Origin of the sequence: Rahnella laticis (assembly GCF_015644585.1) — a bacterium.
GTDB classification, from domain to species: domain Bacteria; phylum Pseudomonadota; class Gammaproteobacteria; order Enterobacterales; family Enterobacteriaceae; genus Rahnella; species Rahnella laticis.
On the sequence record NZ_JADOBI010000001.1, the window covers coordinates 506836 to 529804 of the forward strand.

Consider the following 22969-nt stretch of genomic DNA (forward strand, 5'->3'; position numbering starts at 1 on the left):
TATTAAAATTATTTTTTTATTAAACAATGAGTTGGTTATTCATTGTGGTGCTTCCTGATAACCAACTTAGGGGCTGGAAAGCGTGCTGTCTGCCATAAAATCATTATGCAGGTATGAGTTTTGTTTATCACGACGGGTAACCGAATAACGGCAGGCTGGCTGCCGTCGGAGGGAGTTAATGTGAAAATGCAAAGAGAGCGGGGAGAAAAGGGCGGAGAAAATTTATTCCGGCATGCCCCAAAAGCAGTCGTCATCGAGGGTGACGGAGGCGATTTTTTGCACCGGTCCGCGCATGCTGACCTGAAAATCACCGCTGAAGCTTATCGCCAGTGTGCCGCCCGGCATATGCACCGTGACGTTGTCGTCCACGTGTCCGAGTTTGCGCATGGCGCTGGCGGCGGCGCAACTGCTGCTGCCGGACGCCAGCGTGTAACCGGCTCCGCGTTCCCAGATCCCGATGCTGATATTGTTGCGATCCAGCACTTCAACAAACTGCACGTTGGTGCGTTTCGGGAAAATCGCCAGCGTTTCTATTTCTCCGCCCAGTTGTCTGACTAAATCCAGGTCGAGCTTTTTCACCAATATCACGCAATGCGGATTGCCCATCGACACCAGTGTGGCGCTGAGCTGATGGCCGCCGACGACCAGCGGAAACGCCAGCGCGTCGTCGCCTTCGACGCTCGCCGGTAACGCCGACGGCGAAAATTTTGCCTGCCCCATATCCACAATCACCTGATGCGCGCCTTCGGCGACTTCGCAACGCACCTGACCGCCCAGCGTATTCACCAGAAAAGGCGCATGCCCGACGCGGCCAATATCAGACAGATAACGGGCGTAAATACGCAGGCCGTTGCCGCTTTTCTCCGCCTCGGATCCGTCGGGATTGATGATGCGCAATGTCGGGATTTCTGCGTCATCGATGTCGATCAGTAATCCGTCAGAACCGATGCCGTAATGGCGGTCACAGATGCGCTGAATTTGCTGATTTGTCAGCAGGCTGGCGACGCTGTGATGGCAGACCAGATAATCGTTACCCAGCCCGTGATAGCGGTGAAAAAGCATGTTTGTGATCCCAATATATTCATCATTGATATGAATACATGTAATGGGAAAACGGCGGTTTGTCAGCTTTATTTTGACTGGATTTACCACGCGGATTCCCGGGCTGATGAGTTCACGAATGTAAAATTCGCGCCGCGTGTGGTAATAAACACTTTCGCCGGTTATTCCGCGAGCCACAACAAGGAGTTATTCATGGAAACCTTTACCGTTCCGGTGGCCTTTCCGCCACTGAAAATCGTGACGCCCCGCCTGACGCTGCGGCAGTGGCGCGACAGCGATGCCGATCCGTTTGCCGAAATGAATGCTGACCCGCGGGTGATGGAGTTTTTTCCGTCCACAATGACCCGTGAAAAAAGCGACGAGATGCTCACCCGTTGCCGGGATTTGATTGCGGTGCGCGGCTGGGGGATCTGGGCGGTTGAGCTGCGTGAAACCGGTGAGTTTATCGGTTTTGTTGGCCTGCATACGCCCGGTTATGATTTGCCGTTTACGCCGTGTGTGGAAATCGGCTGGCGGCTTCGTGCTGACGTGTGGGGAAAAGGCTATTGCAGCGAGGCGGCGCATGCAGCGCTGAATGCCGGATTTGAACAGCTCGGGCTGGATGAAATCGTGGCCTTTACAGCCTTACCGAATGTGCGCTCGCAGGCGGTGATGAAGAAAATGGGGATGACGTGTGACATCAGCGAAAACTTCAACCATCCGGCGGTAGAGAAGGGAAGCTGGCTTGAGGAGCATTGCCTGTACCGGCTCAAACGCGGATATCTCGCATAAAGAAAAGGGCCTTAGCGGCCCTTTTTGCTGTCTGCTGGTTTAACTGCGCGCGCATCCCGGTTTCTGAAACGCCGGTTTTACCCCCGCTGCGCCGCTGAAGGGCTGGCCGTCGATGGCGTCGTGCGTTCTCAGGCCGGAAGGGCGGATCCAACGCTGTACCCGGGAAGGCATATCAAAGCCAATCAGTAAAATAACGACAAACGTCAGGCTGAATGACAGCGAACCCAGCGCAGTACCGAGGCTGAGATGCTGGGAAATAGACGCGCCCAGTATCGGTGCCAGTGCGCCGCCCAGCGCACCGACGTTATAGGTGAAACCCAGACCGGCCGCGCGCTGTTCGGTATCAAAATAACCGCCGAGCAGTTTAGGCAGTAAACCCGCAATGCCCTGACCGAGCATTTGCTGTAAGAACAGCAGCCCGCCGAGGAAAAGCATGTCCGAACCTTTGATGGCGAACAGCGGAATAATCAGCAACTGAGAAATCAGCAGGCTGGTGACGTAGGCTTTGCGCGTGCCCAGCCAGTCGCCGAGGAAGCCGCCAACGCAACAGCCGACCGCCGCGCCGAACCCGCTGAAGAACAGGACGTTACCGACGGTATGCGGGTCATAACCCAGATCTATTTTCAGGTAGGTCGGTAACAATGCCTGGATCGGCCACGAATACAGAAAGGCGCAAAACACCACCAGCATCAGCATCACACCGGTCGGCCAGCGTTCGCCGCTGGTTTGCACCATGAAGCAGATGAAAATGGCGGCGCAGGAAATGCCGAGCACGGCGATGAAAGGCGCAGACACCATGCCGGTGAAACAGGCGTACAGCGCCGCGGCGGCAAAAAGAGTCAGCCCGATATTGAGATAACTGAGGCGGCTGCGATAGAGAATATCGACCATATTGCGGTCACTGTGTTGTTTGTTTTGCTGGTTTTTGCGCTGAGATTCTTTCCAGTCTTCGGCTTCGGGCAGGTTTTTACGCAGCCACAGCGCGAACACGATCGGCAGTAATCCGATGTAAAACAGCATCCGCCAGCCGAAAGCCGGAACGATGTAACTGTATGCCTGCGCCGCCAGCACGGCACCGATCGAGAAGCCCGAAATCAGGAATCCGCTGGCCTTGTTACGCATGTTTTTCGGCCAGCTTTCCATCACGTAGGTTGAGCTGGAGCCGTACTCGCCCGCCATGCCGATGCCGATAATCAGGCGTGCGATAAATAATGTGGTGTAACCCGGAGCCAGCCCGCAGGCCAGCGTGCCGCAGGAAAACAGGACGATGCTGGTGATCATCGCCAGCTTGCGGCCATACCGGTCGCCCATCGCGCCGAGCACTAATCCGCCAAACCAGCGGGAGATGAAGGCAGCGGAAATCAGGCTGCTGGCCTGTAAAAGCGTCAGGCCGAACTCCTGTTTAATGTCCGTCAGCACCAGCGTGATAATCACAAAATCAAACCCGTCCAGGGCGTAACCGACCCAGGCGGCGGCGAAGGCTTTCCATTGCGCAGGTGACAATTGTTTGTACCAGCGGGGCGCTTTTGTCTCTGGCCTGTCAGCACGAGGCTGTAATGAATTGCTCATATCGTCGCTCTCTCCACATCCCGTCGGTCACGGGCAAAATTGTTGTCAGGGGTCGCTCATCGTCTCTGTTTTCGTCTTCGGGTTATTTCGTGTTTTGCTCCAAGCGAAATGTTAATTAGGAGTAAAACTCCATTTGAGTGTATTAGATCGCTCCGGCATTTCAATCACGGACTGAGAAAAGTGTGATAAAGAAGGTGAAATGCTGAACAGGGAAAGATAAGCAGCAGGATGGAGAGGTCAGAAGGCGCGCTGAAAAAGGATCAGCGCGATGAAAGCCTGAAAATGCGGCAGGAAATGGTTTTAGCGGGTGCCGTGCTGGCTGATGGCCTGCGTGGTTTTACGTTTGGTTTGCTCCGCCTGCACCGGATCGGCTTTCACCAGCAGCGCGTAAATCAGGTCAAGAACGAACAGTTGTGCGATTTTGGTGCCGATGGAGTCGCCCTGCAACTGACCCTGCTTGTTGCCGTTAATCAGCACGTAATCGGCCATGCCGGTGATGGGAGAACCGACATTGTGAGTCAGCGCGACGGTGGTCGCTCCGGCTTCTTTCGCCAGTTTAAGCGCATGCACCGTTTCGGCGGAGGTGCCCGAATGGCTGATGCCGATGGCGACATCGCCGGGCTTCATCAGCGAAGCCTGCATGTACATGAAATGATTGTTGGTCGCCGCGTCAACGCGCAGCCCGATACGCATGAGCTTGCTTTTGGCGTCTTCAGCGGTAATGCCGGAAGAGCCCAGCCCGAAAATACAAATCCGGTCAGCGGGGCGCATCAGTTTCACCACCTGTTCGACGTTTTCCAGCGACAGCAGATTAATGGTTTCGGTCAGCACGTTATTGATCGCCGACTGCAATCTTCCGGCAATCGCCTGCGGGCTGTCGGCGTCCTGAACATCGGCGTCCAGGAGGCTTTCTTCAGGATCCGGACGCGTCGCCACTTCGATCGCCAGATCCATTTTGAAATCCTGAAAACCTTTGTAACCCAGCGTGCGGCAGAAACGAATAATCGTGGCTTCACCGGCCTGCGTGAGGGTGGAAAGTTCAGCGAGGGAAAGTTGCGTGACTTTGGAAGGTTCGGCCTGAATATAAACCGCAATGCGCTGCGCGGAGCGGGTCAGGCTGTTTCGCATCGCCCCCAGAGCATCAAGAATTTTACCTGGTTTGAAATGTTGAGCACCCGTTTTCACGTGGACACCTCGGGGGAAAGAGTGACAGAAACAATGATTTAACCGGTGCACATCATTACATAGTTGGCTGACTCCGTGAAGCCTGATTACCGCCGCGCAGGGCTACAGCGTGGCTCTGGCCCATAACGCCGCGCCGATTAAACCGCTGTCCTGCCGGTGATGCGCCGGAAGCAGCGCAACCCGGTAAATCGCCGGTAACTGGTTAAGCGCATGCGCCACTTTTTCCCGATACCCTTCCGCCAGCCCGACGCTGCCGCCCATCATGACGACGTCCAGATCCAGCGAGATATGCATGTCCGCCAGCATTGACGCAACGGCCGCCGCTGAACGACCGATCACCCGTTGCGCCTTGCTGTTACCCGCGCGGGCGCGTTCGAAAACCTGTTCCGCGCCCAGCGGTCTGGCGTTCTCCATCATCGCATGGCCGATGGCGGTGCCTGATGCGACGCTTTCGACACAACCGCGACGCCCGCAGCCGCACAGCCCGCCCTGCGGATCAAACGCGGTATGGCCGATGTGCCCGGCGAGCCCGTTGCGGCCGGTTAATAATTTTCTGTTCCAGATAATTCCGCCGCCCACGCCGGTTGAGACAGTGACAAACAGCGCGTTATCGCAGGTTTCCTGCACGGCCTGATATTCCGCCCACGCCGCGGCCTGTCCGTCATTGAGCACGACATTCGGTAAATCCGCTACGGCGCGGATGCAGTCCTGCAGAGGAAACCCCGCCAGCCCGCCGAGATTCGCCGGGTTCAGCGCGGTCAGCCGCCCCTGGCTGATAATGCCGGTCGAGGCAGCGGCAATCAGATCCACCCGGTTACGCCATGGCGTAATCAGTTTTTCCAGCGCGCCGGCTAACCCGGCGGCATCACCGTGCGGCGTGGCGATCTGCTGACGTTCAGACAGCGTGCCGTCTTCCGCCACAATGGCCGCCGCAATTTTTGTCCCGCCAATATCCAGTGCTAACGCGTTTCCCATCTGAGTTTTCCTCACAAAACTGAATGCCGGTCACTAACATGAAGCGGTAACCGCGATTTGCGCCATTGCGCGCTGAGAACAAAAGATCTACCATGATTGGAGTTATACTTCATTTAAAATTTAATATTGGAGTTTTAAGTTCATGGTAAAGACAAACGTGCGCAACATGAATGATCTCCTGACCCGGCTTGCCCGCGGGCTGATCGTTTCCTGCCAGCCGGTGCCCGGCAGTGCCATGGACAAACCGGAAATCGTCGCCGCGATGGCGTGCGCAGCGCTCGACGGCGGGGCGGTGGCGCTGCGTATTGAAGGCATTCGCAACATTGAAGCGGTGCGCCGGTCAACGGATGCACCGGTTATCGGCATTATTAAACGCGACCTGCCGGATTCTGACGTGCGGATCACGCCGTGGCCGGAAGACGTGGACGCGCTGAGCGCCGCCGGAGCCGACATTATTGCTTTTGACGTCACGCAGCGTTTTCGCCCCGTGCCGGTTGAGGCGTTATATCAGCGCGCCCGCGAAGCGGGATGCCTGACGATGGCCGACGCATCATGCCTTGAAGATGGCCTGCTGGCGCAAAAACTTGGCTGTGATTTTATCGGCACGACGCTCTCGGGCTATACCCAAACGCCGGTGCCCGAAACGCCGGATATCGCGCTGGTCCGCGCACTGGCGCAGGCCGGATGCCGGGTGATTGCCGAAGGCCGTTACAACTCCCCCGCGCTGGCCGCTGAAGTGATGGCGGCGGGCGCTTACGCCGTTACCGTCGGATCTGCCGTGACGCGTATCGAACATATTTGCGGCTGGTTTTGTGAGGCCATTGCGCAAAACGAACAGAACAAACTGACCGGTTTCTGAAAAAACGGACTGATTCCCTTAACTTCCCATTGATGAGAAAGCACATGAAAAAATTAACAGGTCTGATTGCTGCTCCACACACGCCGTTTGATGCGCAGGGTGAGGTGAATTTTCCGGTCATCGATCAGATAGCGGAACATCTGGTGAACGAAGGCGTGAAGGGCGTTTACGTCTGTGGAACTACCGGTGAAGGCATTCACTGTTCAGTTGAAGAACGTAAAAAAATAGCCGAACGCTGGGTGAAAGCCGCGCAGGGCAAATTAAGCATTACGCTGCACACCGGCGCACTCAGTATTAAAGACGCGGTGGAATTATCGCGCCACGCCGAAACGCTGGATATTTTTGCCACGTCGGTTATCGGGCCGTGCTTCTTTAAACCGGCAAACGTGGATGACCTGATTGATTACTGCCAGGCGATAGCGTCGGCGGCACCGTCAAAAGGTTTCTATTATTACCATTCCGGCATGTCTGGCGTGAATCTGGATATGGAACAGTTCCTGATCAAAGGCGGATCCAAAATCCCGAACCTGTCCGGCATTAAATTCAACAGCGCAGATTTGTATGAATTCCAGCGCTGCCAGCGCGTCAGCGGCGGTAAATTCGATATTCCGTTTGGCGTAGACGAACATCTGCCCGGCGGTCTGGCCGTCGGTGCCACCGGCGCAGTAGGCAGCACCTATAACTACGCCGCGCCGCTGTTCCATAAAATCATTGAAGACTTTAACGCCGGGAATCAGACCGCCGTCCGTCAGGGCATGGATCGCGTTGTGGCGCTGATCTGCGTACTGGTGGAGTTCGGCGGTGTCGCCGCAGGCAAAGCCGCGATGAAACTGCACGGCATCGACGCCGGCAACCCGCGCCTTCCGCTGCGCGCACTGACCCGGGAACAAAAGCAAACCGTCGAAAACCGCATGCGCGATGCATTAGGTTTATAGCCCGGGAGTTCGTTGCTAAACCCCCTCCCAACCTCCCCCTTCGCAGGGGGAGGAGCAAAAACTATCCTTCTATTCTCCCCATCACTGATGCCCCCACCAGCCCGCCAGCTGTCAGAAATTTCCCCGGTACCAGCAGTGTCTCCGCATAATTATGTAAAACTCCTTTACGCACCGCCTGATCCAGCGCCGCAATCAGCGCCGTTGCAGACGCCAGGCCGCCGCCCGCGACAATCCGTGAAGGGCCGAGAATATTCACCAGCAGCGCCAGCGGTTCGGATACGATTTGCAGCCAGGCGTTTACCGTCAGCCCGCAGGCCGCATTACCGGCTTGCCAGCCGCTGACGATCTCCAGGCTGGTTTTATCCTGCTGATGGAAATGCTTATGCAGGCGCTCAAGGCCGCGTGCGGCACCCAGCATATCGAGGCAACCGGTCTGACCGCAGCCGCATTTGAGGCGCGGAACGGCGTAGGTTTCGCCGTCAATCATGACTTCGGTGCGCGTGATGGCGCCGTGTCCCCATTCGCCGGTGACGCCACCGTGGCCGCGAACCAGATGGCCGTTAATGACCACGCCGCCGCCGACGCCGGTACCCAAAATAATCGCCACAACCACCGCATGATTTTGCGCGTTTCCGGCATGGGCTTCGGCCAGTGCAAAACAGTCGGCGTCGTTGGCGGCGGTGACCGGGCGGTTCAGCGCCGCGCTCAGATCTTTTGCCAGTGAACGTCCGGTGAAGGCCGGAATGTTGGTCGCCAGCAGTTCGCCGGTTTGCGGAGAAACCAGCCCGGCGGTGGAAATCGCCAGCGGGGCAGACGCGGGTAAATCACCGCCAAACTGTGTGATGAAGTTTTGCATTGCCGCCACGAAATCATCCCACGACGAAACGGGTGTCGGCACTTTGCCGCATTCTTCCACTTCGCCGGAAGCACGTGAAACGCCAAACTTAATAAATGAACCGCCGATATCGGCGCAGAAAACCGCAGAACTCATGAGCGTGTGTCCAGTAAGTCGCGCAGCCCGTCGCCCAGTACGTTAAAACCAAGCACGGTCAGCATAATGGCCAGACCCGGGAACAGCGAAAGGTAAATATTAATGCCGAGGAAGTTACGGCCATCGCTCATCATGGTACCCCATTCCGGCATCGGCGGTTGCACGCCTAAACCTAAAAATGAGAGGCTGGCGGCGGCCAGAATAACGGTGCCCGCGGTCAGCGTCGATTGCACAATGATCGGGCCGATGGCGTTGCGCAGAATGTAATGGACAATAATCCGGTAATTCGACAAGCCGAGTGCCTGCGCGGCTTCGACGTATTCCATCTGCTTTAAACCGAGCGTGAGGTTACGGCTCAGACGCGCATAGACCGGGATCGCAAACAGGGAAATGGCGATCAGTAGGTTGACCAGCCCGCCGCCGAGAATGCTGACCACCAGAATTGCCAGCACGATGCCCGGAAACGCAAACAGCATGTCCATAAACCACATGATGATCATGTCGGTATAACGACCGGCCATACCGGCAATAATCCCTAACGGAATGCCGATAATCATCGCCAGCCCGACGCTCAGCACCACTTCGACAATGGAAATCCGGGCGCCGTAAATGACGCGGGCAAAGATATCGCGGCCGTAATCGTCGGTGCCAAACCAGTGATCGGCGTTTGGCGCGAGCAGGGTATCAATCAGATCCTGTGCGTAAGGATCGTGGCGGGCAATCAGCGGCGCGAATAACCCCATCAGGACGATCAGGCCGACAATCAGGCCGCCGAGCGTCACCGCAGGATGACGCCAGCACCAGCGAAACAACCGCAGCGTGCGCGGTTTGCGACGGGGTAATTGCGTGATAATGGCAGACATTAGTCGAACCTTATTTTTGGATTCAGGAAGGCTATCAGTAATTCACCGAGCAGGTTCATCACCACCACGCCGCAAACGGCCACCAGCGCGACGCCCTGGATCACCGGATAATCACGATAGCGCACGGAATCGACCAGCAGACGGCCAATGCCCGGCCAGTTGAAGACGGATTCCGTGACCACCGCGCCGCCAATCAGACTGCCGAAATTGAGCGCCACAATGGTGACAATCGGGATCAGCGCGTTGCGAAAGGCGTGGCTGCAATAAACCGTGGTGGCGGATAACCCTTTGGCGCGCGCGGTACGGATATAATCTTCCGACAAGACGTCGAGCATGCTCGAACGCGTCATGCGTGCCATCACGGCCATCGGTAAAACCGCCAGCGTGACGGAGGGCAAAATGTAGCTTTTCCACGACGTGGCACCGAGCAGCGGCAGCCAGCCGAGATTCACCGAAAAGGTATTCATTGCCATCAGCCCGAGCCAGAAGTTGGCGATGGACGCACCGGCAATCGCCAGCAGCATCACGCCAAAATCCGGCCAGCGGTTGCGGTAAACCGCGCCTATCATGCCCGCCGGAACGCCAATCGCTACCGCCAGGAAATATGACAGCACGGCGAGCATCAGGGTGTAAGGCATACGCTCGCCGATTTCCTGCGTCACCGGTTGTTGCGACTGCAACGAGACGCCGAGATTGCCGTGCAGCACATTACCGGCAAAATGCAGGTATTGCGTGACCAGCGGCTGATCCAGTCCGAGGCGCACGCGCATGGCGTCCACCGCTTCCTGTGTGGCTTCAGGCCCGGCCATCAGGCGTGCCGGATCGCCCGGCAGCGCGCGGATGGACACAAAAATCAGCATCGAAACCCCGATCAGGATGATCGGGAAAGCGATTAGCTTTTTGGCAAGATAGGCTTTCATCACTCTTTTCCACCGTAAATGACGCTGTTATTTTTTCTGTGCGTCTTTGACCACGATCTGACCGCCCGGAATCATCGTCACGCCGGAAATCCCGGTGCCGGTGGCGTACAAATCATTCTGGTAGTACAGCAAGACCTGTGGCGCCTGCTGGTTGATTTCTTTCTGCGCCTCGACGTAAATCGCGTTGCGGGTATTTTCATCCAGCGTTGACGCGGCTTTATCTAACATTTCATCGAGTTTCGGATCGTTAAAGAAGCCGAGGTTTGCGCCGCCGGGTGCGAAGCTTTTGCTGTAATACAGCGGACGAAGTTGCAGGTCTGCGCCGTTCGCGCCGGAAGACCATGACGCCAGAATTGCGCCGGTGTTATCGGCTTTTTTCCCGGCCTGATCGGCAAACGCGGCTTTGGTCCATACGCCGCTTTCCATAATGCGTACGTCCAGTTTCACGCCAATTTTCGCCCACATGCTTTGCAGCACCTGGCCGATCCGCGCGTCCTGACCTTGTACCGCAATCGACATGCTGAATCCGTCAGCGACACCGGCTTCTTTTAACAGCGCTTTGGCTTTGGCGAGATCCAGCGGATACGGGTTCAGCGTTTTGTCATAACCGGCGGTAACCGGTGCCAGCGGGGAATTCGCCGGTTGCGCGAAGCCGGACATGATGGCGCGCACCAGCCCGTCGCGGTCGGTGGCGTAGTTCAACGCCTGACGGACGCGAACGTCGCCAAGCGGTTTGAGATCGGTGTTGAGCGCGACCCAGAACACGGCGGCACCCGGGCTTTCGTGCAGGCTGAATTTCGGATTGTTTTTCAGTACGCGGGCGAACTGCGGCGGCACCGGGTTGATGACGTCGGTTTCACCGGCCTGCAACGCCATGTTCATGACTGACGGCTCGGCGCTCCACGTCCATTTGATGTCGTCCGGCCCGGCGGCTTTATCGCCCCAGTAGCCCGGATATTTTTCTTCCAGCACGAATTCGCCGGTTTTGTACTGCACCATTTTGTACGGGCCGGTGCCGACGGCTTTGCTGTCGAGCGTGCCGGTTTTATCCGCCGCCGGGCTGACCATCAGACACGCGCCGGTGGTGAGTAAATTGAGGAAGGCCGGATACGGTTTTTTCAGTTTGAAGACAACGGTGGATTCGTCGGTTTTGGTCACGCTGTCGAGGAAGGTGCGAAGACGTCCGCTGGCGGCCAGCCCGCGTTTGGTGTCGAGATGGCGGGCGAAGTTGGCGACTACGGCGTCGGCGTTAAACGGCGTGCCGTCGTGGAATGTTACACCGCTGCGCAGTTTGAATGTCCAGACCAGACCGCTTTCATCGCTGCTCCATGAGGTGGCGAGCGCGGCTTCCGGTTTCAGCTGAGGCGACATGCGCAGCAGACCTTCGTACATCGGATCCAGCACCGTGCCGGTAAACGTGGCGGTCTGGTTGCCCGGGTCCATGCTGCGCGGCGCTTCGTTTTGCATCACGTTCAGCGTGGCGGCGAAAACCGGCAGCGAAAACGCGGCGAGAAGGGCGCTGCTCAGCAGTGATAACTGCACGGGACGCCGGATGTAACGGGTAATCTTCATGTTCTGCCCTCTGCGTGAAAAATCGGATTAAGTGGTTCTGGCTACGTCGTTTTATTGCGTTATTCGACAGATCTCATTACAAGACATTTTTTAACAAATAGTTCATATGAAATACTTATGTCGAAACATTTAGTTTATTTTGTGAACTAATTGGCATTGATATATCCATTTTTACCGTTTAATGTCAATGCAGATGAGCCAAAACTGAGAGCAGCGAAACGAATATGCTAACAACTTTGCAACGTCAGATATTGGGGGCGGTCAATGCCTCCGGCGGCATCAGCCGCACAGAGCTGGCGCAGCTTTCGGGAATGAGCAAGGCGGCGATAGGCGGCGTGGTTCGCGAGATGATCGACGCCGGTTTTCTGCATGAAGCCGAAACGGTACCCGGCAGCGGGCAGGGAAGGCCGTCGGTGCGCCTTGTGGTTCACCCGGACGGCGCGTGGTTTGCAGGCGTTTCTTTGCTGCAAAATCCGGCGCAGATGGCGCTGATCAATCTGCACGGCGAAATTCTCTCGCGGGTGTCGTTTGCGGCTGATTCTGACCCGCAGCGGCTGGCGGAAAACATCGCGCTGGCGTTGCCGGCCTTGCTTGAGCCGCATCCTGAAGCGGCCAAAAAAATGGTCGGGCTCGGGGTGACGTTATCGGGCCTGATTGATGAACATCAGTCCACCTGCGTGCAGTCGGCGCTGCTGGGCTGGCGTGATGTGCCGCTGGCCAAGCTGATTTCGCAGGCCACCGGCATGGACGTGGCGATTGAGAACGACGCTAAAGCGCTGGCGGTGAGTGAGAAAAACTTCGGTCAGGCGCGTGATCTGAGCAGTTTTACACTGGTCAGCCACGGTGCGGGGATCGGCAGCGCGCATTTCATTGCCGGAAAATTGCACCGCGGGCTGCACGGCGGTGCCGGGGAAATTGCCCACTGCACGCTGGAGCTCAACGGTTCGCCCTGCCGCTGCGGAAAGCGCGGTTGTCTGGACACGCTGGCCTCGCTCAATGCGATTGCGGAAATGGCCAGAGCCGAAGGGCTGGACGCCACCACCATCGGCGGGCTGGAACAACAGGCGATGCAGGGTGTCAGCGCGGCTATCCGCATTCTGCATCGCGCCGGTTCTGCGCTTGGCCTGGCGATATCCCATCTTATTCAGATTAATGACCCGGACATGATCCTGATTGCCCATCAGGACGCGGATTTTTCCGGCCTGTTTGGCACCGTGGTTCAGCAATCTATCGAAGCCAACGTGTTGCCGGGTAACGCCGGGAAAACGCCGGTTCGCACTTTCACCCTAAACGACGACACCTGGGCGCGCGCGGCGGCAAGCATTGCTGCGCACCGCTTTCTTGTCGGCCTGAAGCCAGTCTGAGGAATCATCAACATGCGTATAGCTGTCAGCGGTATTCATATTGAATGCAGCACTTACAACCCGGTTCTCAACGAGGAAAAGGATTTCACTGTGGTTCGTGACGCGCAGCTGCTGGCGTCGCCGCGTTTTCGTTTCCTGCAAGATTATCCGGCGACGTTTTTGCCGACAATCCACGCCCGCGCCATTGCCGGCGGGCCAGTCGCGCGGGCGACTTACGACAAATTCAAAGCGGAAATGCTGGCCGGGCTGGAAGCGCAAAAACCGTTTGATGGCCTGTATCTGGCGATGCACGGCGCGATGTATGTCGAGGGGCTGGAAGATGCGGAAGGCGACTGGATTGCCGCTGCGCGCAAAGCCGTCGGGCCGGATTGCCCGATCAGCGTCAGTTACGATTTGCACGGCAATGTTTCGCAGCGAATTATCGATGCCATTGATATGTTTTCGACGTACCGCACCGCGCCGCACATCGACGTGGAAGAAACCATGCGCCGCTCGGTGGCCATGTTAGTGAAGCATCTGCAAACCGGCGAAAAACCGACGCTGCTGTGGGTGCCGGTGCCGGTTGTACTGCCGGGCGAACGCACCAGCACGGAAGATGAACCGGCGAAAAGTTTGTATGCCCGTCTGCCGGAAATGGATGAAGTGGACGGCGTTTGGGACAGCTCGCTGATGGTCGGTTATGTCTGGGCCGATGAACCGCGTGCGACGGCGGCGGTGATCATGACCGGCACGGATCGTGCGGCGCTCGAAGTTCAGGCAACCACTCTGGCGCAGGCTTACTGGGATGTGCGTGAAGATTTCGTGTTCGGTTGTGAAACCGACACGGTGGAAGCCTGCGTGCGCAAGGCGATTGACTGCGAAACCCGTCCGGTGGTGCTGGCAGATTCCGGCGATAACCCGACCGGCGGTGGCGTCGGTGATCGTGCGGACGTGTTGCAGGAACTGATTAAGCAGTATGCGCAAAATGTGGTGGTGGCCGGAATTGCTGACGCGCCTGCGACCGACGCGGCGTTTAACGCCGGTGTCGGATCAGTATTAACGCTGACGCTGGGCGCTTCGCTGGATCACTCCAGCCCGCAGGTGAAAGGCGAGTTTGAAGTGATTTTCCTGCTCGATGCGCTGGCACCGGCTGACCGTCAGGCGGTATTGCGCACTGGCGGCATTGACGTGGTGGTGTCGGCGCGCCGTCGCCCGTATCACAACATCAGCGATTTCACCGTGCTGGAGCTGGATCCGCATACCGCCGATATCGTGGTGGTGAAATCCGGTTATCTGTCACCGGAGCTGGCGCCGATTGCCAGCCCGAATCTGATGGCGCTGTCGAACGGCGTGGTCGATCAGTTCGTCGAACGTCTTCCGCGCAACCGCAAGGCGCGCAAAACTTTCCCGTTCGACCGCGATTTCAGCTATGTGCCGCAGGTTCAGCTGTCGGCAAGGAGCAAATAAGATGAACGAGCCGCAAAACCGTCAGCCCGTGCTGAGCGTTAAGCATCTGACCACGTCCTTTCGCGGGGAAGACGACTGGCTGCCGGTGGTGCGCGATTTGTCGTTTGACGTCTATCCCGGCGAAACGCTGGCGATTGTCGGCGAATCCGGTTCGGGAAAAAGCGTAACGTCGCTGTCGGTAATGCGTCTGCTCAAGGCGCAAAGCAGCCAGATTGAAGGAGAAGTACGGCTGAATCAGCGCAGTTTGCTGGCGTTATCGGATAAGGAGATGCGCGATATTCGCGGCAACGAGATGGCGATGATTTTTCAGGAACCGATGACGTCGCTCAATCCGACGTTTAGCATCGGGCGGCAAATCGCCGAAAGCCTGAAACGTCACCGGGGAATGTCCTCTTCGCAGGCACGGGCGGAAACGCTGAAACTGCTGGAGAAGGTGCGCATTCCCAATGCGGCAAAACGGTTTGATGAATACCCGCATCAGTTTTCCGGCGGGATGCGTCAGCGCGTGATGATTGCCATGGCGCTGGCGCTGAAACCCAAACTGCTGATTGCCGATGAACCGACAACGGCGCTGGACGTGACGATTCAGGGACAGATTCTGGATTTGATTAAGACGTTGCAGGAAGAAGAGGGCATGGCCGTTTTGTTCATTACGCACGATATGGGCGTGGTGGCGGAAATCGCCGACCGGACGCTGGTGATGTATCGCGGCGAAGCGGTGGAAAGCGGGGCGACGGAGGATATTTTCCATCGCCCGCAACATCCTTATACCCGCGCGCTGCTGGCCGCCGTGCCCAAACTCGGATCAATGCGTGGCCGCGACTGGCCGCTGCGTTTCCCGCAAATCAGTCTGCAAACCGGTGAGGCGAATACGCCGCAGGAAGTGGCCGGAACGGTCGATGTCGGGCTAACGCCGCTGCTTTCGGTGAAGAATCTGAGCGCGCGTTTTCCGGTCTATGGCGGCGTATTCAGCCGTCAGGTCGGCGCGGTGCATGCGGTTGAAAACATCAGCTTCGAATTATTCCAGGGCGAAACGCTTTCACTGGTCGGGGAATCCGGCTGCGGAAAATCGACGACCGGCCGCGCCGTGACGCGTTTGCTAAAACCGCACAGCGGTGCGATTGATTTCGACGGTTTTGATGTGATGAATCTGGGTAAACGCGATATTTTGCAAATGCGTCAGCGCATCCAGATGATTTTTCAGGATCCGTTTGCCAGCCTGAATCCGCGTATGCGCATTGGCGACGCGCTGATCGAACCGATGCTGCAACACAAACTGCATAACCGCAGCGATGCGCGGGAAAAAGCGGCGTCGCTGATGCAAAAAGTCGGGCTGTCGGCGGATATGATGCGTCGTTTTCCGCATGAATTTTCCGGCGGGCAGCGTCAGCGAATTTGTATCGCCCGCGCGCTGACGTTGGATCCCAAAGTGATAGTGGCCGACGAATCGGTTTCCGCGCTGGATGTGTCTGTGAAAGCGCAGGTGGTCAATCTGCTGCTCGATTTGCAGGAAAGCATGAATCTGTCGTATCTGTTTATTTCGCACGATATGGCGGTGGTCGAGCGGGTCAGTCATCGCGTGGCGGTCATGTATCTGGGGGAAATTGTGGAGATCGGACCGCGTGCGGCAATATTCGATAATCCGCAGCATCCGTACACGCGCAAGCTGATGGCGTCAGTGCCGGTGCCAGATCCGTCGCGCAGAATGCTGAAAAGGCAGATGCAGGTCGATGAGCTGAAAAGCCCGGTGCGCGATAACGGTTATATTCCACCGCAAAGGCAGTATCAGGAAGTTTCAGCAGGACATTTTGTTCAGGTTTGAATTGGAATCTGGAAAGGTGCTTTTTGGAGAAGAGACTCAGGGATGAGTCTTGAGATGGTGGTGGGGGAAGGATTCGAACCTTCGAAGTCGATGACGGCAGATTTACAGTCTGCTCCCTTTGGCCGCTCGGGAACCCCACCACAATTTTCGTGGTCTTTACTCTTTTAAAAATCATCATGCGCTACATGGATGATTTCTCGTTACAGCGGTTAGCTGCGAACGGGGCGCATAATACCAAATGAAACGGATGTGTAAAGCGCTGAAAGCGATAAAAAAGTTCGTTTGCGGTTTTTTTGCCCTTAACGGTGCTTCTCTGAGCGAAAAGCACCGTCAGGCGCGCGGATTACAGAATAACGGTGCGGTTACCGTAAACAAATACGCGCTGCGCCAGCACGCGGTATAACGCGCGGCTGAGCACATTTTTCTCAACGTCACGGCCTGCACGCATCATATCTTCAGCGGTATAGGTGTGATCGACGTTGATAACGTCCTGCATGATGATCGGACCTTCGTCCAGATTGTCATTAACGTAGTGCGCCGTGGCACCAATCAGTTTCACGCCTCGTTCGTAAGCCTGATGATACGGACGTGCACCGATAAAGGCCGGCAGGAACGAGTGGTGAATGTTGATCACCTGATGCGGGTAATGCTGGACAAAACCTGGCGTGAGGACGCGCATGTATTTCGCCAGAACCACATAATCAGGCTGGTATTGGTCGATTTGCGCAATCATAGCGCTGTCGTGCTGTTCGCGGGTCAGGCCATCGTGGCTGACCAGATGGAACGGAATATCAAAACGCTCAACCAGCGTTTGCAGCGTATCGTGGTTACCGATAACCGCAGCAATTTCCACATCCAGACCGCCGTAAGCCGCTTTCATCAGCAGGTCGCCCAGACAATGTGCTTCCTTGGTGACCAGAATCACGATGCGGCGACGCCCGGTGCTGTTGAGTTCACGCACTGAACCGGCAGGCAGCGCGCTGTCCAGATCGGCGAGCAACGTGTTGTCGTTGAAGATCCCTTCCAGCTCCGTACGCATGAAGAAGCGCCCGGTGCGGTGATCCACAAATTCGTTGTTTTGCACGATGTTGAGTTCGTGTTTGTAGCAAATGTTAGTGATTTTGGCGATCAGACCTTTTGCGTCAGGGCAAATGGTGCGTAACACCTTAGTTTGTACGTTCTGTTGCGGCATGAGGGTGTGGATCCTGTCGAATTCTCGTATTAATTAAGCAGCCGGTTTATTTACCGCAGCACTTCTTATATTTTTTACCCGATCCGCACGGGCAGGCGTCATTGCGGCCTGTCTGCGGTTTAATTCCGTCGATATAGTACCAGCGATCTTTCAAACGAAGAAATCGCGAGCGTTCATGGATGAGATGAACTTTTTCATCACCGGGCTCGGTGAAACGCGCCGCAAACTCGACAAAGCCTTCGTTTGCATCACGTCCGTCCTGCGACGCAATAACCTGCAATCCTTGCCAGTGCGTATTGGCGAAGCCTTCCTGTAAACTGCTGCGCCATTGTTCGGGCTGACAGTCCGGGTGCCAGGTGGCGATCAGATAACTCGCATTTTGCATCGCATACGCGGTGTACCGCGAACGCATTAAGGCCGACGGAGTGGGCGCCACTTTGGTCTCAGAAAGGTACGGCTGGCAGCATTCTTCATAGGAAAGGTTGCTGCAACAAGGGCAAAGTTGTGACACGGGAACTCCTGAATCGGCTGCAGGGGCGCAGGTTGCGCTATTGAATGCACCAAAGTGATATGTTACCTAACAAACTTGCCGGGTGACAACGCGCTTCCCGGCCGATTCTTCACTATTGCGCAATATTAAGGTCATCAGATGAGCAGAAAAGTCACCATTGGCCTCGCGTTAGGCTCCGGCGCAGCAAAAGGATGGGCACATATCGGGGTGATCAATGCCCTGAAAGATATGGATATCGAGGTCGATGTGGTGGCCGGATGTTCCGTCGGCGCGCTGGTGGGCGCGGCGTATGTCAGTGGCCGCTTGCCGTCGATGGAAAGCTGGGTGCGTTCGTTCAGTTACTGGGACGTACTGCGGCTGATGGATTTCTCCTGGAAACGCGGTGGCCTGTTGCGCGGCGAGCGCGTGTTTAACGCCGTCGGGCAGATTATCCGCATCACGGATTTTGAAAAGTGTTCGAAGAAATTCGGCGCGGTGGCGACAAACCTGAGCACCGGGCGCGAGTTGTGGCTGACCAAAGGGGATTTGCCTGAGGCAGTGCGCGCGTCCTGTAGTATGCCCGGCCTGCTGGCACCGGTCTGGCATAACGGTTACTGGCTGGTCGATGGCGCGGTGGTGAACCCGGTACCCATCTCGCTGACCCGCGCGTTGGGGGCGGATATCGTGATTGCCGTCGATTTGCAGCATGACGCTCATCTGATGCAACAGGATTTACTGACCGTACAACCTACGGACGAAGCACTGGATACCGAGAAAGATCTGAGCTGGCGTGACAGAATTCGCCAGCGCCTGACCCGGCCTAACGCACGCAAACCGAATGTCAGCCCGTCGGCGATGGAGATTATGTCCACGTCCATTCAGGTGCTGGAAAACCGGCTCAAACGTAACCGTATGGCAGGGGATCCGCCGGATGTGCTGATCCAGCCTTATTGTCCGCAAATCTCGACGCTGGATTTCCATCGTGCTGAAGAAGCGATTGAGGCCGGACGCCTCGCCGTTGAAAAACAGAGAGAGCATTTGCTGCCCCTGATAAAAAATAGACAGTTCTGAATGGTTTAAAATGTGATTGCCGGAATCTGACAATTCTGCCAAGCAGAAACAGGCTTTATGAGCCACTATTAGAATAAGAAATTCTGGGGGACCCTGATGGACAAGCCACTTACAAGCAAGCATATTCTCATCGTTGAAGACGAAGCGGTTTTTCGATCTCTCCTTGCTGGCTATGTAAGTTCCCTGGGTGCCACCTTTACAGAAGCGCAAAACGGGCTGGAAGCATTGTCTCTGGTCGAAGATTATCCCCCTGATCTCATCCTCTGCGATTTAGCGATGCCCGAAATGGGCGGCATGGAGTTTGTCGAAAACTTAAGATTGCAGGGCAATAAAATCCCCGTTCTGGTGATCTCCGCGACCGATAAAATGACCGACGTGGCGTCGATGCTGCGGCTTGGCGTCGAAGATGTTCTGCTCAAACCGATTAATGATCTCCAGCGTTTGCGCGAGGCGCTGCTCTCTTCTTTATATCCCAAACTGTTTTCATCGCAGGCGATGGAGGAGAGTTCGCTGGTCCAGGACTGGGAAGCGCTGTGCCGTAATCCCAACGAGGCGCAGCGTTTATTGCAGGAATTGCAGCCGCCGGTTCAGCAAACGCTGGCGCATTGCCGGATTAATTACCGGCAACTGACCACGGCGGATAAGCCGGGACTGGTGCTCGATATTGCGGCGCTGTCTTCGAAAGATTTGGGTTTTTATTGTCTGGATGTGACGCGTGCAAATGAAAATGGCGTTCTCGCGGCATTATTACTGCGCGCTATTTTCAACAGTTTGTTGCGGGAGCATTTGAGTAATCAGCATCAGCGTTTACCGCAAATGTCGACATTACTGAAACAAGTGAATCATGTATTCAAACAAGCCAATCTCGACGGACAATTCCCGTTGTTGCTGGGTTATTATCACGCTGAACAAAAAAACCTCATTCTGGTGTCTGCGGGATTACACGCAAACGTAAATACCGGGACAAATATGATTCAGCTGAGTAATGGCGTTCCGCTGGGCACCACCGGCGCAACGTATTCCAATCAGATCAGTCAGCGGTGTGAGGCGTGGCAGTGTCAGGTGTGGGGATCGGGTGGACGTCTGAGATTAATGCTCTCGGTTGAGTGAGCAAATTCTGACGTATTAATATCAATGTCTTCATAATATTGAGTATTTTTTCCGCAGGTTATTTTGCCTTTCTGTTTTATCCCCTTCTTCTAAGACCTATCTTATGCAAAATATGCCTTTCCAGCGGCACGAGCGGCTGAAACTGGTATAATCCGGTTCGGAATTTTGGCTGTCTATTTTGCGTTGATTATAAATAACAAATAGGAATTCGCTGATGAAAGTAACAGTTTTTGGTATCGGTTACGTCGGACTTGTTCAGGCGGCGGTTCTTGCTGAAGTCGGGCATGAAGTATTGTGCATCGATGTTGATGCTAAAAAGGTAGAAAACCTGAAAAATGGGCAGATCCCAATTTTCGAACCAGGTTTAACTCCGCTGGTTCAGCAGAACTATGAAGCAGGGCGTTTGTTGTTCAGCACCAATGCGGCTGAAGGCGTGGCGCACGCAACGGTTCAGTTTATTGCTGTCGGTACACCTCCGGATGAAGATGGCTCCGCAGACTTGAAATATGTCACGGCTGTGGCGCGCACCATCGCCGAGCACATGACCGAACCTAAAGTGGTCATTGATAAATCCACCGTTCCTGTTGGCACCGCCGATAAAGTTCGCGCTGTGATGACGGAAAAACTCAAAGAACGCGGCGTTGATATCGATTTTAACGTGGTCTCTAACCCTGAATTCCTCAAAGAAGGCGCGGCAGTGGCTGACTGCATGCGACCTGAGCGTATCGTTATTGGTACGGATAATCCGGATGCCATTGACCCTATCCGTGAACTGTACGAGCCGTTCAACCGCAATCACGACCGCATGATCCTGATGGATATCCGCAGCGCAGAGCTGACCAAATACGCTGCAAACTGCATGCTGGCGACCAAAATCAGCTTCATGAATGAGATGTCCAATCTGGCCGAAATGCTGGGCGCAGATATCGAAAAAGTGCGTCAGGGCATTGGTTCTGATTCCCGCATCGGTTACCACTTCATTTATCCAGGCTGCGGTTACGGCGGTTCCTGTTTCCCGAAAGACGTTCAGGCGCTGATCCGTACCGCTGAACACATTGGCTACCAGCCAAAACTGCTTCAGGCTGTTGAGCAGGTCAATTATCAGCAAAAATATAAATTGCCAACGTTCATTCAGCGCCACTTTGGTGATGACCTGAAAGGCAAAACATTTGCGCTATGGGGCCTGTCATTCAAACCAAATACCGACGACATGCGTGAAGCATCCAGCCGCGTATTAATGGAACAGCTCTGGGCTGCAGGTGCAAAAATCAAAGCGTATGACCCAGAAGCGATGAATGAAACTCAGCGTATTTACGGGCAACGTGACGATCTGGAATTGATGGGGACAAAAGAGTCCGCATTACAAAATGCCGATGCGTTGATTATTTGTACCGAGTGGCAGAATTTCCGCGCGCCAGACTTTGATGCCATTAAAAAGGCATTGAAAGAGCCGGTCATTTTTGACGGTCGTAATTTATACGATCCGGAACGTTTGGAAAAACGCGGATTTACTTACTATGGCATTGGCCGTGGTGCATCAATCAATCCCGTTTTGTAAGGAGACTTCATGAAATATCTGGTAACCGGCGCAGCGGGCTTTATTGGGTTCTATGTGTCACAACGTTTGCTGGCGGCAGGCCATTCAGTTGTCGGTCTTGATAATCTGAATGACTATTATGACGTCAACCTCAAACTTGCCCGGCTTGCTCAGCTTGAGAATAAAGACGACTTTACCTTTATTAAGCTGGATTTGGCTGACCGGGAAGGTATGGCGGCATTGTTTGCAGAGCAGCGTTTTGAGCGCGTTATTCATTTGGCTGCGCAGGCTGGTGTCCGATATTCCATCGAAAACCCTTTAGCGTATGCTGATTCTAACCTCATCGGTTTTGTTAACGTTCTGGAAGGTTGTCGTCATAATAAAGTCGGGCATTTGTTGTATGCCTCGTCCAGCTCGGTTTATGGCCTGAACAAAAAACAGCCTTTCTCAACGGATGATTCTGTCGATCATCCGGTTTCATTATATGCCGCGACCAAAAAAGCCAACGAATTAATGGCTCACACTTATTCACATCTTTATGGCATTCCTACGACCGGATTACGATTCTTTACCGTATACGGTCCGTGGGGCCGTCCGGATATGGCATTGTTTAAATTTACCAAAGCCATGATTGCCGGGCAGAGTATTGATGTTTATAACCGCGGCGAAATGTACCGTGACTTTACTTATATTGATGATATCGCGGAATCGATTGTACGTTTGCAGGATGTTATCCCGCAGCCTGATGCAGAGTGGACAGTAGAAAACGGTTCTCCGGCAAGCAGTTCTGCGCCATACGCTGTTTATAATATCGGTAATAACAATCCGGTTAAGCTGATGACGTATATCAGTGCGCTGGAGAAGGCTCTGGGTACGGTGGCGGATAAAAATCTGTTGCCGATGCAGCCTGGTGATGTAAAAGACACCAGCGCTGATACAGCGCCGTTGTATAAGGCTATTAACTTCAAGCCCGAAACTCCGGTGGAGCAGGGCGTGCAGAACTTTGTCGACTGGTATCGCGGGTTCTATCAGGTCTGAGTTTGTTTTTTCGCTGAAGGCTGCCTGCGGGCGGCCTTTTTATGAATTCAGCTTATTCTGATGGTTATTTAATCGTGCTGATTTATTGCTTTGCGTAGTTTAAAAGCGTGAATTGCGAATGAGAAAACGCGCGGTTTTAAAAGTAAAAAAAAGCCCGTCAGTGATGACGGGCTTTTTGTATTAACATTGCTGTTAAT

The 22969-nt window shown here is 55.2% G+C and carries 20 protein-coding genes and 1 tRNA gene; 10 read left to right on the top strand and 11 right to left on the bottom strand.

What is annotated here, in order from left to right; all coding sequences use genetic code 11:
- Window positions 1-222: 222 nt before the first annotated feature.
- Window positions 223-1062 carry a diaminopimelate epimerase gene (gene dapF, locus IV433_RS02285; protein WP_195812598.1) on the bottom strand — a complete coding sequence of 280 codons (840 nt, stop codon included), beginning with the start codon at window positions 1060-1062 and terminating at the stop codon, window positions 223-225.
- A gap of 192 nt (window positions 1063-1254) precedes the next feature.
- On the opposite strand from dapF, the gene IV433_RS02290 reads away from it, so the two are divergent.
- Window positions 1255-1833: a GNAT family N-acetyltransferase gene (locus IV433_RS02290; protein WP_195812597.1), complete on the top strand. Its 579-nt coding sequence runs from the start codon at window positions 1255-1257 to the stop codon at window positions 1831-1833.
- 39 nt (window positions 1834-1872) lie between these two features.
- On the opposite strand, the gene IV433_RS02295 is transcribed toward IV433_RS02290, so the two are convergent.
- The 3 genes from IV433_RS02295 to IV433_RS02305 all read right to left on the bottom strand — a co-directional run bounded on the left by IV433_RS02295 (window position 1873) and on the right by IV433_RS02305 (window position 5562).
- Window positions 1873-3402, bottom strand: a complete 1530-nt coding sequence (locus IV433_RS02295; RefSeq protein WP_195812596.1) for an MFS transporter — start codon at window positions 3400-3402, stop codon at window positions 1873-1875.
- Between the two features lie 300 nt (window positions 3403-3702).
- Window positions 3703-4530: a MurR/RpiR family transcriptional regulator gene (locus IV433_RS02300; RefSeq protein WP_229893185.1), complete on the bottom strand. Its 828-nt coding sequence runs from the start codon at window positions 4528-4530 to the stop codon at window positions 3703-3705.
- Window positions 4531-4689: 159 nt separating this feature from the next.
- The gene (locus tag IV433_RS02305) at window positions 4690-5562 is read right to left on the bottom strand and encodes an N-acetylmannosamine kinase (protein ID WP_195812594.1); all 873 of its coding nucleotides are present in this window, start codon (window positions 5560-5562) and stop codon (window positions 4690-4692) included.
- 142 nt (window positions 5563-5704) lie between these two features.
- Here IV433_RS02305 and IV433_RS02310 point away from each other — a divergent pair, with 142 nt between their 5' ends.
- Window positions 5705-6421 (top strand): N-acetylmannosamine-6-phosphate 2-epimerase, encoded by a 717-nt coding sequence (locus IV433_RS02310; protein ID WP_195812593.1) that lies wholly within the window; start codon window positions 5705-5707, stop codon window positions 6419-6421.
- A 44-nt stretch (window positions 6422-6465) separates the two neighbouring features.
- Window positions 6466-7356, top strand: coding sequence for a dihydrodipicolinate synthase family protein (locus tag IV433_RS02315; RefSeq protein ID WP_195812592.1), 891 nt, complete (start codon window positions 6466-6468; stop codon window positions 7354-7356).
- Between the two features lie 61 nt (window positions 7357-7417).
- On the opposite strand, the gene IV433_RS02320 is transcribed toward IV433_RS02315, so the two are convergent.
- Genes IV433_RS02320 through IV433_RS02335 form a run of 4 tightly spaced genes read right to left on the bottom strand, consistent with a single transcriptional unit; the run spans window position 7418 to window position 11702 of the window.
- Window positions 7418-8347 carry an ROK family protein gene (locus IV433_RS02320; RefSeq protein ID WP_195812591.1) on the bottom strand — a complete coding sequence of 310 codons (930 nt, stop codon included), beginning with the start codon at window positions 8345-8347 and terminating at the stop codon, window positions 7418-7420.
- A complete protein-coding gene (locus IV433_RS02325) occupies window positions 8344-9210 on the bottom strand; it encodes an ABC transporter permease (RefSeq protein WP_101076926.1) in 867 nt (288 codons plus the stop codon). The genes IV433_RS02320 and IV433_RS02325 overlap by 4 nt, the downstream gene beginning before the upstream one ends.
- Entirely contained in the window at window positions 9210-10130 is a 921-nt protein-coding gene (locus tag IV433_RS02330; RefSeq protein WP_195812590.1) for an ABC transporter permease, read from the bottom strand. The genes IV433_RS02325 and IV433_RS02330 overlap by 1 nt, the downstream gene beginning before the upstream one ends.
- Window positions 10131-10157: 27 nt before the next feature.
- Entirely contained in the window at window positions 10158-11702 is a 1545-nt protein-coding gene (locus IV433_RS02335) for an ABC transporter substrate-binding protein (protein WP_195812589.1), read from the bottom strand.
- 224 nt (window positions 11703-11926) lie between these two features.
- Here IV433_RS02335 and IV433_RS02340 point away from each other — a divergent pair, with 224 nt between their 5' ends.
- Genes IV433_RS02340 through IV433_RS02350 form a run of 3 tightly spaced genes read left to right on the top strand, consistent with a single transcriptional unit; the run spans window position 11927 to window position 16334 of the window.
- Window positions 11927-13066 carry an ROK family transcriptional regulator gene (locus tag IV433_RS02340; protein ID WP_195812588.1) on the top strand — a complete coding sequence of 380 codons (1140 nt, stop codon included), beginning with the start codon at window positions 11927-11929 and terminating at the stop codon, window positions 13064-13066.
- A gap of 12 nt (window positions 13067-13078) precedes the next feature.
- Entirely contained in the window at window positions 13079-14512 is a 1434-nt protein-coding gene (locus tag IV433_RS02345) for a M81 family metallopeptidase (protein WP_195812587.1), read from the top strand.
- 1 nt (window position 14513) lies between these two features.
- On the top strand, window positions 14514-16334 hold the full coding sequence (locus IV433_RS02350; protein ID WP_195812586.1) for an ABC transporter ATP-binding protein: 1821 nt from the start codon (window positions 14514-14516) through the stop codon (window positions 16332-16334).
- 55 nt (window positions 16335-16389) lie between these two features.
- Here the strand turns inward: IV433_RS02350 and IV433_RS02355 are convergent.
- The 3 genes from IV433_RS02355 to IV433_RS02365 form a co-directional block, all read right to left on the bottom strand.
- Window positions 16390-16474 (bottom strand) — tRNA-Tyr (locus IV433_RS02355).
- A gap of 203 nt (window positions 16475-16677) precedes the next feature.
- Entirely contained in the window at window positions 16678-17526 is an 849-nt protein-coding gene (purU, locus tag IV433_RS02360) for a formyltetrahydrofolate deformylase (protein ID WP_101076920.1), read from the bottom strand.
- A gap of 46 nt (window positions 17527-17572) precedes the next feature.
- Entirely contained in the window at window positions 17573-18037 is a 465-nt protein-coding gene (locus IV433_RS02365; RefSeq protein WP_195812585.1) for a YchJ family protein, read from the bottom strand.
- Between the two features lie 138 nt (window positions 18038-18175).
- On the opposite strand from IV433_RS02365, the gene rssA reads away from it, so the two are divergent.
- The 4 genes from rssA to IV433_RS02385 all read left to right on the top strand — a co-directional run bounded on the left by rssA (window position 18176) and on the right by IV433_RS02385 (window position 22772).
- Window positions 18176-19087 carry a patatin-like phospholipase RssA gene (rssA, locus tag IV433_RS02370; protein WP_195812584.1) on the top strand — a complete coding sequence of 304 codons (912 nt, stop codon included), beginning with the start codon at window positions 18176-18178 and terminating at the stop codon, window positions 19085-19087.
- Between the two features lie 96 nt (window positions 19088-19183).
- Window positions 19184-20197, top strand: coding sequence for a two-component system response regulator RssB (rssB, locus tag IV433_RS02375; protein WP_195812583.1), 1014 nt, complete (start codon window positions 19184-19186; stop codon window positions 20195-20197).
- Window positions 20198-20411: 214 nt separating this feature from the next.
- Window positions 20412-21755: a UDP-glucose dehydrogenase family protein gene (locus IV433_RS02380; protein ID WP_152325909.1), complete on the top strand. Its 1344-nt coding sequence runs from the start codon at window positions 20412-20414 to the stop codon at window positions 21753-21755.
- A 9-nt stretch (window positions 21756-21764) separates the two neighbouring features.
- Window positions 21765-22772, top strand: coding sequence for an NAD-dependent epimerase (locus tag IV433_RS02385; RefSeq protein ID WP_195812582.1), 1008 nt, complete (start codon window positions 21765-21767; stop codon window positions 22770-22772).
- Window positions 22773-22969: the final 197 nt, after the last annotated feature.